Origin of the sequence: Zooshikella ganghwensis, assembly GCF_018263875.1 — a bacterium.
GTDB classification, from domain to species: domain Bacteria; phylum Pseudomonadota; class Gammaproteobacteria; order Pseudomonadales; family Zooshikellaceae; genus Zooshikella; species Zooshikella ganghwensis.
The window spans coordinates 67,283-81,868 of the sequence record NZ_JAEVHG010000024.1; the positions used below are offsets into that span (position 1 = coordinate 67,283).

General features: G+C 38.8%; 11 protein-coding genes. 6 read left to right on the plus strand and 5 right to left on the minus strand.

What is annotated here, in order from left to right; translation table 11 throughout:
- Nucleotides 1–59: 59 nt before the first annotated feature.
- Both KHS79_RS22810 and KHS79_RS22815 read right to left on the minus strand, forming a co-directional pair.
- Nucleotides 60–926 carry a universal stress protein gene (locus KHS79_RS22810; protein WP_212722368.1) on the minus strand — a complete coding sequence of 289 codons (867 nt, stop codon included), beginning with the start codon at nt 924–926 and terminating at the stop codon, nt 60–62.
- A gap of 3 nt (nt 927–929) precedes the next feature.
- Nucleotides 930–2,414 (minus strand): SulP family inorganic anion transporter, encoded by a 1,485-nt coding sequence (locus tag KHS79_RS22815; protein WP_212722370.1) that lies wholly within the window; start codon nt 2,412–2,414, stop codon nt 930–932.
- A gap of 405 nt (nt 2,415–2,819) precedes the next feature.
- Here KHS79_RS22815 and KHS79_RS22820 point away from each other — a divergent pair, with 405 nt between their 5' ends.
- The gene (locus KHS79_RS22820; RefSeq protein ID WP_212722372.1) at nt 2,820–3,623 is read left to right on the plus strand and encodes a substrate-binding periplasmic protein; all 804 of its coding nucleotides are present in this window, start codon (nt 2,820–2,822) and stop codon (nt 3,621–3,623) included.
- Nucleotides 3,624–3,765: 142 nt separating this feature from the next.
- On the opposite strand, the gene KHS79_RS22825 is transcribed toward KHS79_RS22820, so the two are convergent.
- Nucleotides 3,766–4,935, minus strand: coding sequence for an AAA family ATPase (locus KHS79_RS22825; protein ID WP_094788967.1), 1,170 nt, complete (start codon nt 4,933–4,935; stop codon nt 3,766–3,768).
- 359 nt (nt 4,936–5,294) lie between these two features.
- On the opposite strand from KHS79_RS22825, the gene KHS79_RS22830 reads away from it, so the two are divergent.
- The 4 genes from KHS79_RS22830 to KHS79_RS22845 all read left to right on the plus strand — a co-directional run bounded on the left by KHS79_RS22830 (nt 5,295) and on the right by KHS79_RS22845 (nt 11,124).
- Complete coding sequence (locus KHS79_RS22830; RefSeq protein WP_212722374.1) at nt 5,295–7,322, plus strand: methyl-accepting chemotaxis protein; 2,028 nt, start codon at nt 5,295–5,297, stop codon at nt 7,320–7,322.
- An 872-nt stretch (nt 7,323–8,194) separates the two neighbouring features.
- Nucleotides 8,195–8,935, plus strand: a complete 741-nt coding sequence (locus KHS79_RS22835; protein WP_212722376.1) for a PEP-CTERM sorting domain-containing protein — start codon at nt 8,195–8,197, stop codon at nt 8,933–8,935.
- Between the two features lie 315 nt (nt 8,936–9,250).
- Nucleotides 9,251–9,865: a TetR/AcrR family transcriptional regulator gene (locus tag KHS79_RS22840; protein ID WP_212722378.1), complete on the plus strand. Its 615-nt coding sequence runs from the start codon at nt 9,251–9,253 to the stop codon at nt 9,863–9,865.
- Between the two features lie 149 nt (nt 9,866–10,014).
- Nucleotides 10,015–11,124: an alkene reductase gene (locus KHS79_RS22845; protein ID WP_212722380.1), complete on the plus strand. Its 1,110-nt coding sequence runs from the start codon at nt 10,015–10,017 to the stop codon at nt 11,122–11,124.
- 27 nt (nt 11,125–11,151) lie between these two features.
- On the opposite strand, the gene KHS79_RS22850 is transcribed toward KHS79_RS22845, so the two are convergent.
- Nucleotides 11,152–11,622 carry a hypothetical protein gene (locus tag KHS79_RS22850; RefSeq protein ID WP_157365570.1) on the minus strand — a complete coding sequence of 157 codons (471 nt, stop codon included), beginning with the start codon at nt 11,620–11,622 and terminating at the stop codon, nt 11,152–11,154.
- 108 nt (nt 11,623–11,730) lie between these two features.
- On the minus strand, nt 11,731–12,783 hold the full coding sequence (locus KHS79_RS22855; RefSeq protein ID WP_212722382.1) for a methyltransferase domain-containing protein: 1,053 nt from the start codon (nt 12,781–12,783) through the stop codon (nt 11,731–11,733).
- Nucleotides 12,784–13,218: 435 nt separating this feature from the next.
- Here KHS79_RS22855 and KHS79_RS22860 point away from each other — a divergent pair, with 435 nt between their 5' ends.
- On the plus strand, nt 13,219–14,376 hold the full coding sequence (locus tag KHS79_RS22860) for a retropepsin-like aspartic protease (RefSeq protein WP_212722384.1): 1,158 nt from the start codon (nt 13,219–13,221) through the stop codon (nt 14,374–14,376).
- Nucleotides 14,377–14,586 lie beyond the last annotated feature (210 nt).

Here is a 14,586-nt window from a genome sequence, read left to right on the forward strand (position 1 = left end):
GAGATCATGGGCTAAGCTCGAATTAACATCGAGTCAGCCCATGTGTTTACAGTGAACTCTTAACGCAGTAAAAGCAGAGGTTTTTGAGTCGCAGATAACATTTTGGCAGTAAAGCTGCCAAGTAATAGTTCTCTGATGCGCGTATGGCCAAAAGCACCCATAACAATTAAGTCTATTTGGTGCTCAGCTTGATATGCACAGATAGCATCCTCTGGCTTACCCTCTAATGCGGCGGTAATGACGTCCACCCCGGCTGCTTCTAATTTGCTAATGGCGTTTGGTAAGCAGTTAGCAGTGTGTTTTTCAGGGTTGGGGTTAGCATAAACTACATGACAAGGCAGCCCTTTGAATAACGGTCGATGAGCGATCATATCCAGTGCTTTTTCTGCAGCCTCACTGCCATCATAAGCCAGCATGATGCGCTGTGGTTCGCTAAACGCTTTATTCACAACGAGAATGGGCTTGTGTAAAGAACGGATGATGGTTTCAAGGTGAGCGCCAACCTGTTTATCATCATTTTCATGGCCTTCACCTCGAATGCCGAGCACCAAGACGCGAATTTCATCTGCTAGTTCGATGAGTGACTCTGTAAGACTGCCATGACGCTGCTTGGCAATAATGTCTTTAACACCTGCTTGTTCAGCGCGCGCCTTTGCAGCATCAAGCATGATTTTACCTTGTTGAACTAATAACTTGCTGCGCTGTTGTTCGAGTGTCGTCAGTTCATCGAGTAGCTTTTCCTGGCTGCCTAGGCCGATACTGCCTGATAGATCAACCATTCCTGGTATCTGATGGTGTTCAATATTATGGAGAAGCTTCAAGGGCGCATTAATTCGTTGACTGGCCCATACTGAGTAATCACATACTGCAGTGCTATAACGAGAGCCATCAATACACGCAAGCACCTTGGATTCTTTCGTATTCATTGGTTAGTGACCCCCAAGTACTTTCTCTATTTCTTCTGGTTTATCGTGTACCCCAAACCTGTCTACAATCGTAGCACTTGCTTCATTCAGGCCGATTAGCTCTACTTCAGCACCTTCTCGACGAAATTTGATGACAATTTTATCTAAAGCACTGACTGCTGTTATGTCCCAAAAGTGTGCTCGGTGTAAATCAATGACTACCTTATCAAGTGCTTCCTTAAAGTCAAAAGCGGCGACAAACTTATCTGCAGAATTAAAAAAGACTTGACCAATAACCTGATAGGTTCTTGTTTCTGTAGCTTCATCCAGCTTGGACTCAATATACATAAAGTGGCTTACTTTGTTAGCAAAGAAAAGTGAAGCTAACAATACACCCGCTAATACACCAAATGCTAAGTTGTGTGTCCAGACGACCACAACAACTGTGGTTAACATGACAATATTGGTCGAGAGAGGATAGTGTTTAAGATCGCGAATAGAACTCCAGTTAAAGGTACCAATAGATACCATGATCATCACTGCTACCAGCGCTGCCATTGGTATTTGGGCAACCCACTGGTTAAAGAAAACCACCAAGATTAATAGCATAACCCCAGCAATCAAGGTTGATAAGCGGCCTCTACCACCAGACTTCACATTGATCACTGACTGACCAATCATGGCACAGCCAGCCATACCACCAATAAAGCCTGTGACAACGTTGGCAATACCTTGGCCTTTACATTCTCGATTTTTATCACTGGGGGTATCAGTTAGATCATCAACAATCGTGGCGGTCATAAGTGACTCAAGCAAGCCAACAACGGCCAGAGCAGCTGAGTATGGAAAAATGATCGATAAGGTTTCAAAACTAAAGGGAACATCCGGCCATAAAAAGAGAGGCAGTGTATCCGGTAACTCGCCCATATCACCCACAGTTCGAATATCAAGCCCTAACCATAAGGAAAGTGCTGTTAGGGTAAGTATGCACACCAGTGGAGAGGGAATAGTCTTGTTCAGTAGAGGAAATAAATAGATGATTGCTAACCCTGCAGCCGTCATTGCGTATACATGCCAGGTTACATTAGTAAGCTCGGGTAGCTGCGCCATAAAAATTAAAATGGCCAAAGCATTAACAAACCCAGTCACAACTGAACGGGACACGAAACGCATCAGCTCACCCAGTTTTAAGTACCCAGCAATAATTTGTAACACCCCTGTCAGGAGTGTAGCTGCTAGTAGGTATTGCAGGCCGTGTTCTTTTACCAATGTGACCATTAGTAATGCCATGGCTCCAGTAGCCGCAGATATCATACCTGGACGGCCACCAACGAAGGCGGTGACAACGGCAATGCTGAAAGACGCATAAAGACCCACTTTGGGGTCAACACCCGCGATGATTGAAAAAGCAATCGCTTCTGGAATAAGTGCTAATGCAACTACGAGTCCGGCGAGTACATCTGCTCTGATATTGCCAAGCCAGTCATGTTTTTTTGAGTACAGCAGCATAATAACCCTGATAATGATAAATAAACCTTAAAGGCAACTATAGTTAACCTTTAAAAATACGACTTGCCTCAACCACAGCTGGAAGACGTTAAAGGAAGATTTGAGCATCTCAGTAAGCTTCATGCTATGGCTAGGCAAAAAAGGAGCGGATTATATGATTTTTTTACGGTTTTTGCTACCTATATATAGCGAGCATGATTTTTTAATAATTGACACTTGTGTGCGTTTGTCGCAGTCAGCATTACGTGGCCTTTACTGGGTAAGCAAGTGATCAAAAATTTTCCGATCGAGTTTTAGGTTGATGTTATTATTAAAAAATAGCGTTCTATCTCAATAGTCTATTATTTCATTGTGAAGGGGTATTTAATCGTTAATGAATGCTTATTTATAACCATAGATATTTATATGCGAGCATTAAAAAAAATATTTATAACAGTTATACAGGCTTTGATAGTTACTGTTAGTTTGGTTTATGCTCCAATACTATGTGCAGTTGATAAGTCAAAGTTTGACTACATTTTTGCCACTGAGTCGTGGCCACCTTATTACGGTCATGCATTAACTGATGAAGGTTTTGTGGCTGAAGTTATTTATGAATCCTACGCGCGCATGGGTAAGAAAGTGCACATCCTTTATACCTCTTGGAATCGTGCATACGAACGGTCTAAAACAGGGCTTTATGATGGTGTTGTGGGTATTTATTATGTGCCGGAGCGAGAGGTTTACTTTAAGTACTCTTCGCCAATTACCTACTCCATACAGTCACTCTTTAGTTTGAAGTCAAAAGGTATTAATGGCAGTACAATACAAGACTTGCTAAGTTATAAAGTGAGTGTAGTAAGAGGCTATCACTATTCTAATGAGTTTAATAATGCCCCATTCATAGCCAAACATGAAGAAGTGAGCACAGAAAAAAACCTAACGATGTTTTTGGCAGGCAGAGTTGATTTGATTGCAGCCGATGGGCGTGTTTTAAAATACTATTTAATCCGTAATTATCCAAAAATAACTTGGCATGATCTAAAAAAGAATGTTGATCTTTCAACGCTATCAGTGCACTTAGGATTTCCTAAAAAGTTAAGCAACTCTAAGCTGATGTATAGTGAGTTTGAACAGGGATATAATCTACTAAAAAAAGAAAATAAAATAAAAGAGTTAAGAAAAAAGCATGAGTTTTATGACTTTCTTGTTGAAAGTGGAAGAGAATAGTTTTATATCTGCAGTGCATTATTTTTAGGGAAGCTAGTCTGGTCAACATAGAGTATGCATACACAGTCAAGGTTAAGCTATACCTGTGGTGGAATTTGCCCTGTTAGCACAAACTGGCTTCAATGCCGAAGTGAAAGGAAGATTACCTATGCTTATCAGGCCAATGCCAGGCGGGTTCCGATAACCAATGCTGACCTATGATTTCTGTTTGACCGAGTTGCTTTTCCAAGGCTATTTGGTTGCAGTCAGGGTGTTCACTCAAAGCGGAAATTAATCGATTAGAGTGTGTTACAACCCAAACTTGTGTTTTATCGGCAGCCTTAAGAATTAACCTTGCCAAGGCAGGTAATAAATCAGGATGCAAACTGGTTTCAGGTTCATTTAACACCATCAATAGCGGAGGGCGTGGTGTCAGGAGTGCAGCAATCCACAGAATGTATCGTAACGTTCCATCGGATAACTCAGCACCTGACAATGGTCGAAGTAAACCTTCTTGAGAAAACTGTAAGGAGAAACGGCCATCATGGTGTTGAATTATTCGGAGTTGCGCGCCAGGAAATGCATCATTAACGGCTTCATCTAATGCAATGTGATCACCAATCTCTCGGATTGTTTGAAGGGCTGCAGCCAAGTCTTGTCCATCATGGTGTAACACGGGTGTACGGGTACCTAGCTGTGGTTGACGTATTGGAGAGTGTTTATCTGTTCTAAAGTGATCATAAAAGCGCCAGCTTCTTATTGATTCTCGTATGGAATAAAGCTCAGGCATAGCACTGGGGTCAATGATTTCATCAAACATGCTGTTAAACAGGCCCAGCGTTTTCGTTGCTATTTCCCACTTGTTTTGCGGGCGTACTTTAACCACATTACCTTGTCTATCCACGAGTAAACTAGCTGGACGAAATGTTGGGCCAGCCCAGATACACTCACGCTTGATTTCAGGGTCGAGTGAGAAAAATGAATTGGAAGGTTTGGGGAGTCCTAGTGAGATTGAGTAACTTAACATATCTGTAGAAAATCCCAAACGTAGACGAACCGTTTCTTTGCGAACGGTGCCTTGGACAGGTACCGTACCTTTTTTCATTTGCGAAGTAATGTTGGCGGGTCCAGCCCAAAAAGTCGACTCCAAACCACCTTCAGCAGCCAGTGAGTTAATGACTCCTCCTTGCGCTGTTTCTGCTAATAAACGTAATGCCCTGTAAAGGTTTGACTTACCGCTACCGTTGGGTCCAGTAATAACATTTAAGGCACCAAGAGAGGTCGTGAGTTGAAGAATAGATCGGTAATTGTTAATGGCTAATGTAGTAATCATGAACTATCGGGCATATGTAGTTTATAAGGGAGCCTGTACAGTGAGTATGAAATACATAATGTAATAAGACATGTCATCGCTATATTAATTCAATAAGTCGGTATAATTAATAAATTATTAGGCGTGTATATATCCTTTTTTACGATATACGCTTTATACATTTAAATACATGGAAATGATTAGCATAACAGTTGGAACGCTATGCTATTATGAAACGAATGTACAATAATTAAAAGTAGGTAATAAATTGATTTATCATGCTCTGGTTAATGAAGTGAGGTGGCTCTCTTATGCCCTAAACATCCAACTGTGATGATGACATTAAGAATGTAAATACCAGACTGACAAGGATGCCACTCATGATAAATTTTTGGTATTTTGGACGGAAGTTAATTGGTAACTTACGTTTGACACAAAAGTTTCTTCTTATTTTAGGCTTGCTAATTTTGCCTGTTTTATATGCATTATGGCAAATAGTGACCAGTCATCATCAGGATATTCAGGTTTGGGAAAAAGAATTAGAGGGGCAGCAACTCATTGCGCTTGTTCATCCACTACGTATTTTAGCGGCTCAACATCGAGGCAAAATGGTTGCTTGGATAGGAGGAAGTGATTCTGCTTATAGCAGTCTCCCAGAAGTTAGAACTAAACTGGAGCAGTCGATGAGTAAGGCTGCAGGACTTGCAAGAAAGTTAGGTTTTACTGACGTTACTCAGCAGCTTAATACGTTGTCAGATGATTGGCATTCAATCATGAATCAGATGTCAAAAAATACACCAGTGAATACTGCATTTTCATTACATACGGATTGGATTAACCGAGTTTCTACCATAGTTGACATCATTGCTACTGAGAGCGGGTTAATTCTTGACCCTAAATTAAATACATTTTTAACAATGGATATGTTTGTTTACCAACTTCCATTATTGTCTGAAACGACAGGAAAACTTCGAGGTAAAGGTGGCTTTGTGGCTGCACAAGGTCAGTTTACACCTGAGTTATTTATTGAAGTAACTAGATTAACTGAAACGGTTAATAAAGTGTATGATAAAGTCGAAACGCAAATAACAGCATTAGGTAAATACTCTGAGGAATATCGTAACCAAATAACACCCTATGCAAATAAACTTACTCAGGCCACTAATGATTTTGTTGCTATTAGTAAACGCGAGTTATTAGGTGGTCAAGTTCAGTCTGTTTCATCTGAACAGTTTTTTGAAAAAGGAAGTAAAGCAATCAGTGCGCAAATGGATTTTTACCATTTTATTGAAAATTTGTTTATTCAGGGAGCAACTAAACATTTAAATGAAACAATAAGGCAACGTAATATAGTTGTTGGTATTTTTTCATTAACCATGTTGTCAGCGTTATACTTACTGGTTTGTTATCAAATTAATACACGATTAGCAATAAACCGTTTACTCTATGCTGCTCAATCGCTTGAAGCTGGCCGTTTAAATATACAGCTTGAAACTAAGGGGAAAGATGAACTTTCTGAGGCGATCAATGCGACTGGACGAGCGATGAGTTTGCTTCGTCAAAAAGTAAAAATGCTAGCACAAGAAGCAAATACACTTAATCAAACGGCTCAAGAGCTTGATCACGAGTCAAAAACAAACCAGCAGTCCGGTAATGATCAAAAGCAACAAATAAGTCATATCGTCGAACTAATTCGAAGTAGCACTGATTCTGCACAATCAATGTTAGCGCTTTCTCATGAAACCACACATCATGTGGAGCAGGTTTACAATTCAGCACAAGAAAGCTCTCAACAATCAATCAAGACAGCAAACGCTAGTCATCAACTGGCAGAGCAAATAAATGAAGCTGCATTGCAAATTACTCGGTTAGCGGATAGCGCTAATAATATCAGTAATGTTATTGATGTTATTAAAGCAGTAGCAGAGCAAACTAATTTATTGGCGCTCAATGCCGCCATTGAAGCAGCTAGAGCAGGAGAACAAGGGCGAGGATTTGCAGTCGTTGCGGATGAAGTACGTACACTTGCAACACGAACTCAAGATGCTACTAATGAAATTAGTGACTCTATATTGAATTTGCAACAGGTTGCAGAAGAAGCTGTGAAGGTGATGGAAACATCATCACGAGAAGCTGCTGAGAGTGAAGAAAGAACACGTAGTACAGGAGAAGCCTTACAAAAAGTGACTGAGGCTACACATCAGGTCGCAGAAGCATTTCAGAAAGTATCTGAAGCAGCCAATGTACAGGCAACAACGGCGAGTGATATTAACGCTTGTATTGACTCTGTGGATAACTCGGCATCTGATTTAGTATCCAGTGCTGAACGAGTTGCTGACAACGCAAACTCTGTACATACGCGTAGCAAAAGCATTGAAGGAATTGTTTCTGGCTTTAAATTTGACTGATACTCTGCCACCTTCCGATTATTCTTAAATAAGCAATAATAATATTTCGATAGTAGGGTTGAATAGCCGAAGGCAGGGTAACCTATACCCTTCACGAATCATTTTTATGTGCGCTATTCATAGCGCTCACCCTAACGTGCCAGCAAAGCTGTTCTAATGTGTTCCCGACACATTAGTAGGATTTGTTGTCAGTGCTCTTGAACACTAAGGATGGTGTGAATGCAGTTTATGCATAATGACATGGATGTCATATAGTAGAGCAATGCAGGAGCTATTGACGAGGAGCGTTTAACTGCCACCCCCTTGTGCCCTTGGGGTATAAAAACCCTTCGTTTTGGATATATGTCTGGCTAATTATTATTTTTTATATTCTTACCAATTTTATAATTTATATTATGAATTAAATGCTCAATAAGTACATGGAATATTATATGTGTAAAAAATAAACTATACCTTTTGCTTGGGCAGGGTTTATTTTGATGTTTTTTTGTGATCGTATCTGCTTTGAACTGTAAAATGATTAGACGTTAGTCGTAATTTTATTTTTTGATGGCGGCTGTTGAATGTAACTACTGGTGTGGTGCTTGTATAGTAGTGTTTTTGGTTTATAGGAGTTGTAATTGTTTTTAAATATGCCACCTTAGTGCATGGCTGATAAAAATAAATGATTTTAAGTTTTATATTTTGCTATTTAAATACTCCCTTGTGGGTAATGCCCAAATGGTACAGCAGATTAAATCTATTCGGTCTTTACCTGAAGCGCTTTTTCACGCTTAATGTATTATTTTTAGGTAATTTTTTCTTCAGCTGTTTTTAAATGGTGTGGATATTGCTGATTTATTCGTGCAATTTAAAACTGAGAGGAAACAATAATGTTGGGTAATTTTTTTAAGAGAGGGGCACTATTAACTTCGTTAATAGTATTACCTTGGGTTAATGCCAGTGCAACAACAGTGATTGATGTAAATGTTCATAACTGGGAATGGACAATGGATATACAATCAATCACTGGGGAAAGAGATACAGCAATAGCAACAGGGAATGCGACAATTCGATTTGATTCAAATGGTCTTTTTGATTTTGGTACGGTTGAAGCACCTACCACAGTACCTCCAGGACCACCGTTGACGATTGATACCGAAATAATATCTATGGATTTACGTGGTAGCTCGCCAATACTCGGTGGTGAGTTTTCGGTAAGAACCAATAATTTATTTAATTCTGTAGGACAAATTACTGATTTGCAGAATGTGGGGGGCACATTAATTGGGAATTCGTTTTTTGATGTGTTTGTGGAAATTGAACTTTTCGATGAAAACATGTCAATTTTCAGTCCAGAGAGTGATCCTATTCCTTTAAGTATGCTGTTAACACCTGAAAATGGTCCTCCTGCAAATGATGTACTATGGATTCCGTTTTTTATGTGGCAAACAGTTACTGTAAATACGCCTGAGCTTGTGGATATGTTTAATGTACCTTGGGATACTGTACTTGATGTACATACTACAATTCCTGGCATGGCATGGGATATTCCTGAACCGAGTGCATTTATGCTATTTGCGATAGGGGTCTTAGCTAGCCTGAGAAGTAGAAAAAGGTTAAATCGAGCTTAGTTAATCTAAAGTAAAGTGTATTTAAATTAATGATAGTTCGTGACTTTTAAACCATCGAAATTTTTTAAAGTATAGAGCGCAGGATGTTTTGAAGTATGGTTAGACCACGCTAACGCGAGAGGCCAGGGATGGCTTTGGTGACATGATCATTTAACATACAAGACCAAAAAATAATACGAAATAAGGTTGATTTAGAGAGGTAATGTATATTGGTACTAAATTATAACCAGATTCAATTAGGATGTTTGTTATTGTTATAATGGGTTTTAAAAAATCACTAGACGACCGGTCTAATTAGCTGCTAGTATTAACAAAATGAATCGTAGTGAACATCAAGATACCCGAGAAACAATCCTGAGAGCTGGTGAGTTGTTGATTCTCAGTAAAGGGTTTTCAGCTGTAGGATTGTCCCAAATATTAGCTCAGGCAAAAGTGCCTAAGGGGTCTTTTTACCATTATTTTAAGTCAAAAGAGCAGTTTGGTGTGGAGTTAATTCGACGCTACTTCAGCCATTATGGGCAGGTTCTTGATGAGTTATTCAATCAACCTGAAAAAAGTGGCAAAGAAAGACTGATGTCGTATTGGCAGCATTGGTTTGAAACACAAACAGATGAGTGTTGTGATAAACAGTGCTTAGCAGTCAAGCTTTCAGCTGAGGTCTCTGACTTATCGGATGATATGCGATTAATGTTGAAATCAGGTATTGATGCAATCATTGGTCGAATTGAAGAGTGTGTAGTGCTTGGTATAAGAGATAGTTCTTTGCCCGCTATGTTAGATGCAAGACTTACAGCAGTTGTGTTGTATCAGCAATGGATGGGGGCGAGTCTGATGACGAAAGTGCGACGAGATGATTCAGCCATAAAAACGGCTATGATGATGACAGAGCAAGTGCTGGCTTCAGATTCGGTGTTTAAAAAAGAATCCTAGCATTAATCTCTTTTTGAGAACCCCTTAAATAAAGTTTAAATGAATGTGTGACCTCAATGAGGCTATAGAATCTACTCCAAAATAGCCTCATTTTTTTAACTACTTTATAGACGACTGGTCTACTAAATATATTTAAAAGGATGTCTAAGATGGCAAAAAGTCCCTTATTAACACCGTTTCAATTGGGAGATATTACTTTACCAAACCGAGTCATTATGGCTCCATTAACGCGTTCCAGGGCTTCGCAGCCAGGCGATATTCCAAATCAATTGATGGTTGAATACTATCGTCAGCGAGCAACATCAGGCTTGATTATCACGGAAGCCAGTCAGATATCACCTCAAGGTAAGGGTTATGCGTGTACTCCTGGCATTTATACTGATGAGCAGGTAGAAGGCTGGAAAGCTGTAACGAAAGCTGTCCATCAAGAGGGTGGAAAGATTGCTCTCCAACTGTGGCACGTTGGTCGTATTTCTAACCGTATTTTACAACCTGAAAACCAATTGCCTGTTGCTCCATCAGCGATTAAAGCCGAAGGTGCTCGCAGTTATAATCTTATAAATGGTAAATTGACGCGGATAAGTACTGACTTGCCCAAAGCTCTAACAGTAGAGGAAATAAAAGGAATTCAAGCTGACTATGTAAATGCTGCTATAAATGCCATGAAAGCTGGATTTGATATGGTTGAGCTTCATGCTGCTAATGGTTATTTACCTGACCAGTTTTTAGCAAAAAACAGTAATCAACGTACTGATGAGTATGGTGGTAGCATCGAGAATCGTGCTCGCTTCCTTTTAGAAACAGTGGATAAAATGATTGATCAGCTTGAACCAGGTAAACTTGGAATTCGGCTCTCACCAATGGGTACGTTTAATGATATTGATGATGATGAGGCTGATGAAGTTGCTTTATATGTATCCAGTGAGTTAAATAAACGAAAGATAGCTTATCTTCATTTAAATGAGCCAACTTGGGCGAATGGTCGGCCTTATAGTAATACATTCAGAGATAAACTAAGGCAGAGTTTCAAAGGTGCAATTATTGTTTGTGGGGCTTATGACAAAGAGCGCGCTGAACAAGTTGTGACTTCAGGCTGGGCAGATTTAGTTGCATTTGGTCGTCCTTTTATTGCTAACCCTGATCTGGTTAATCGCTTTAAATATAACTCAGAATTAAATGAGCCTGATCCTGATACCTTCTATGGTGGAGATGCTAAAGGTTATATTGACTATCCAATGCTTGAAACAACAGCTGTTTAGACAATAAAGCGATACAAACTCATGTTGTCATTCAAATATATGTTTGGAAAGTACTAAAATTAAGCCAAATATTTGAAAGAAGAGCGCAATACTATTGTAACGGCTATTTTTACTTATTAATTGATTTGATTGCATGTCTAAGTAGACTTTCTCCTCATAAATATTGTTTATTTTTTGGAGAGTCTCTTGTTTGTATCGATTCATATTTTCCATGGTAAAAGGGTAAATACGATTAGCATTGGCTAAAAGTGTCTGTTTTGGGTTTTCTACTCCAATAGATGTTAAAAATTCTACAGAAAAAAGAGTTATATAATGCTGACTTGAGTTAGATGCTATAAGAATTAACAGCGTGTCTTTTTTCTGTTCTAGTACCTGGTAGTCTTGCCAAAGCTGGGTTATAAGTTTTTCTTTAGACTGACTATCGCTTTGCAGTGTTTCTATTCTTTTTTGATTTTTAGAAACAATATGGTCACTTAGCAGTGCAGAAGCCGAAGTCATTATAACACCAGTAAAAATAAGCGTTAATGATATCAGGTACTTGCTTCGTTGATTCATGCTTTTTAAATCAATAGCTTATTAGAGGTACAACTTACCATTTGGGTATTGTTAGCAGCATCCTAAACGATCAGTACTTTCATTAATAATTGCTTTATCGAAAGGAATATCGATTCCGCACTCTGTATAGGGACCAAAGTGCTTGTCAAAACTACCTATAAATTCAAAGTGTGGTTTAAAGCGAGTTTCATTTAACATTCGCCATGTATTGCCACAAACAGAGTATACTTTTCCTTTTTCAAAAATATGATGTTTGTCCAAAGTTATGCAACTTTCAAAGTAAGGAATAGTTCCCTTATACACTACCGCCTGACCATAATCTTCACAGTTATCATCCAAAAGAGGTAACTTGAAAAGTCGATAAGTTGCAGAATAAAACCCAATGTTTTTAAGCTTTTGTTGTATTTCCGAATTTTTAATCATAATAGGTCGGTCATTAACTAAGCGTGGGTCTGTAAAACCTGAGTTTTTGGCTATTGATAAAAAGTCTTGCCAATACAGTGCGCCACTTAGACACTCGCCATAAAGCTGGCTATCATTCTGTAGCGTTTGTGGCACTCGACGACTAGCGTATACATCTGAAAAGTAAAGCTCGCCACCTGCTTTAAGTAGTTGATAGGCTTGTTCAAATACTCTCTTTTTAGCTGGCGATAAATTAATGACACAGTTAGAAACAATAATGTCAAAACTGTTAGGCATAAGTCCTAGTGAGAGTAGATCTTCAATATAACCTTGATAAAAGGTCACATTATTATTATCGTAGCTAAACTGTTTTTGGTGGTAGTCCTTAAATTCGTTAGCAACAGCAATTTGTTCATCGGTCATATCTACACCATGTACCTGACCTTTTTCTCCAACAAGATGAGCCAATACATAGCAGTCACGTCCACTACCACAACCAAGATCTAGGACCTTGCAGTCATTGATTAACGCTGGGACTATAAACCCACAACCAAAATACCGATTTTTTACCGTTTCATGAACCAGTGCCATTGCCTGCTGAATGTCAGGTGTAGGTTGGTCAGAAGTTGTACAGGCATCTGTTTGAAGGTCCTGTGACTTTTTTAAGACTTTACCATAGTAGTTTTTAATATGATCTTGCATGATGTCTCTTTGGTTGTTTTTTTCTGGAAGTGTATTTACCCATACACGAATGATTTCTAGGTTTTGTTATCTTCATCCCTCACCCCTAATCCCTCAACCCAAGCACCTATTAATATTGGCTTATGGGGCTTCATCGCTTGATGGTCGCATCTAAAAAGCCATTCGTATTGGGTATAGTAAACATCTTTTATTGCAGGTTTTCATAAAGAGTTCCTCCCCTTTATTTAAGGGGGAGGTTAGGAGGTGGTTAAAGAAGCTAGCCAGTAAATAACAAGCCTTTAGTATAAAGTGACAACCCCCACCCTTCTTGTGTTCTGTGGGTATGACGATGATTTATACAGAGTATAAGGTATGTTTAGACTAAAATGTTGCAATTGTGTATATCTACAATCATTATAGTGTTCATTACTGTTATCAATCAGTATGAGCTATATAATGAGAAAAATACTTAACTTTTTAGTAGTGCTAAGTGCAGGTTTTACAATAGGTTGGTATGGACATTCTTTCTGGCAAGGTCTTAGTACGTATGATAGACAACAGTTAATATCTGCTTTTGATACAAGTGAGCCTAGTAAGTCAGCAGCTTCACAGGTATCTTCTGATCAGGACTCTAATATGCTGGCATTTAGAAGTGCTCTGCATGTTAGAGATAATCAACTCATTATTTCCTCATACCATGCATTGGTATATAACCATCCTGAAATGCAGGCAGAAGCGAATATTCGCTTGAGAGAATATCTTCAAGAAGAATTAAACGCAAAGCGATTCTTATATCTTATCCCTTTATTGGAAGAGTTTTTGAAAACATATCCACATGAGATAAGTGCCTGGAATATACTGGTTGAAAGCTATTTGCAAACAGGAGATAAACGGCAAGCAATTTTAACACTCTATAAGCTTGAGACTAACCTTGATGATTATGAGGCTATCGAAAAAGTTAAGTCGAGAATTAAATTACTCGTCCAAGCTTACGATCAGCAGTTACTTCAAAATAATCTTTTACCTCAACTATTAAAGTTTTATGAGGAGTTATCTTTTATTGATGAAAGTAATTACAGCTATCTTTTTCGAAGGGCTGAACTTTTTGCACAGTTAAAGGATTATACTCAGGCTTTGAGTCTTCTAGACTACTTACAAAGCGATTCTAAGTGGGGCGCAGCAGCAAAGCGTTTAAAAGATAAAATTAATGAAAAAATGAGAGCTAAAGAAGGTATTTTATTAACTCGACATGGTGAACACTTTATAGTACCGGTTGAACTCGATAGTCAGCATAAGTTAAGTTTATTAATTGATACCGGAGCAAGTTTATCTGTTATTTCAAAAGCATCTTTTCAAAACTTGTCTGGAGGTAACATAGCTCAATATCAAAACCAGGTAAGAATGAATACTGCGGGGGGACAAGTTATTGCCCCTGTGTATCGTTTTAAAAGTATTACCATTGCTGGACGCAAGCTGAATGATATTAACGTTGCTGTAGTAGATATGCCCCAATCAAATGCATATCAGGGTTTATTAGGAATGAATTTTCTCAAGTTCTTTCAGTTTGAGATAGATCAGGAGCAAAGCCTGCTTTTTTTAGACCCAAAGCACTAGAGAGTTAAAGCACTATAATCCCATCTTCAAATGTTAAAAAACCTTCACTTTTTGGTTATTACTACCAACGGCTGGATAAAGCCTGGTACGGCCTGAAAACCTTAGACACTTTTTATGGTAAAAATGTAACTTAAACCATAAGAGGTAAATCATGGGTAAAGGTATCCGTTACTCAGGCGAATTTAAACAAGAAGCAGTCAACCAAGTCGT

Bases quoted from the DNA above. Each gene is read 5' to 3' on its own strand.
- KHS79_RS22810 (WP_212722368.1), bottom strand. From the start codon at position 926: ATGAATACGAAAGAATCCAAGGTGCTTGCGTGTATTGATGGCTCTCGT.
- KHS79_RS22815 (WP_212722370.1), bottom strand. From the start codon at position 2,414: ATGCTGCTGTACTCAAAAAAACATGACTGGCTTGGCAATATCAGAGCA.
- KHS79_RS22820 (WP_212722372.1), top strand. From the start codon at position 2,820: ATGCGAGCATTAAAAAAAATATTTATAACAGTTATACAGGCTTTGATA.
- KHS79_RS22825 (WP_094788967.1), bottom strand. From the start codon at position 4,935: ATGATTACTACATTAGCCATTAACAATTACCGATCTATTCTTCAACTC.
- KHS79_RS22830 (WP_212722374.1), top strand. From the start codon at position 5,295: ATGATAAATTTTTGGTATTTTGGACGGAAGTTAATTGGTAACTTACGT.
- KHS79_RS22835 (WP_212722376.1), top strand. From the start codon at position 8,195: ATGTTGGGTAATTTTTTTAAGAGAGGGGCACTATTAACTTCGTTAATA.
- KHS79_RS22840 (WP_212722378.1), top strand. From the start codon at position 9,251: ATGAATCGTAGTGAACATCAAGATACCCGAGAAACAATCCTGAGAGCT.
- KHS79_RS22845 (WP_212722380.1), top strand. From the start codon at position 10,015: ATGGCAAAAAGTCCCTTATTAACACCGTTTCAATTGGGAGATATTACT.
- KHS79_RS22850 (WP_157365570.1), bottom strand. From the start codon at position 11,622: ATGACTTCGGCTTCTGCACTGCTAAGTGACCATATTGTTTCTAAAAAT.
- KHS79_RS22855 (WP_212722382.1), bottom strand. From the start codon at position 12,783: ATGCAAGATCATATTAAAAACTACTATGGTAAAGTCTTAAAAAAGTCA.
- KHS79_RS22860 (WP_212722384.1), top strand. From the start codon at position 13,219: ATGAGAAAAATACTTAACTTTTTAGTAGTGCTAAGTGCAGGTTTTACA.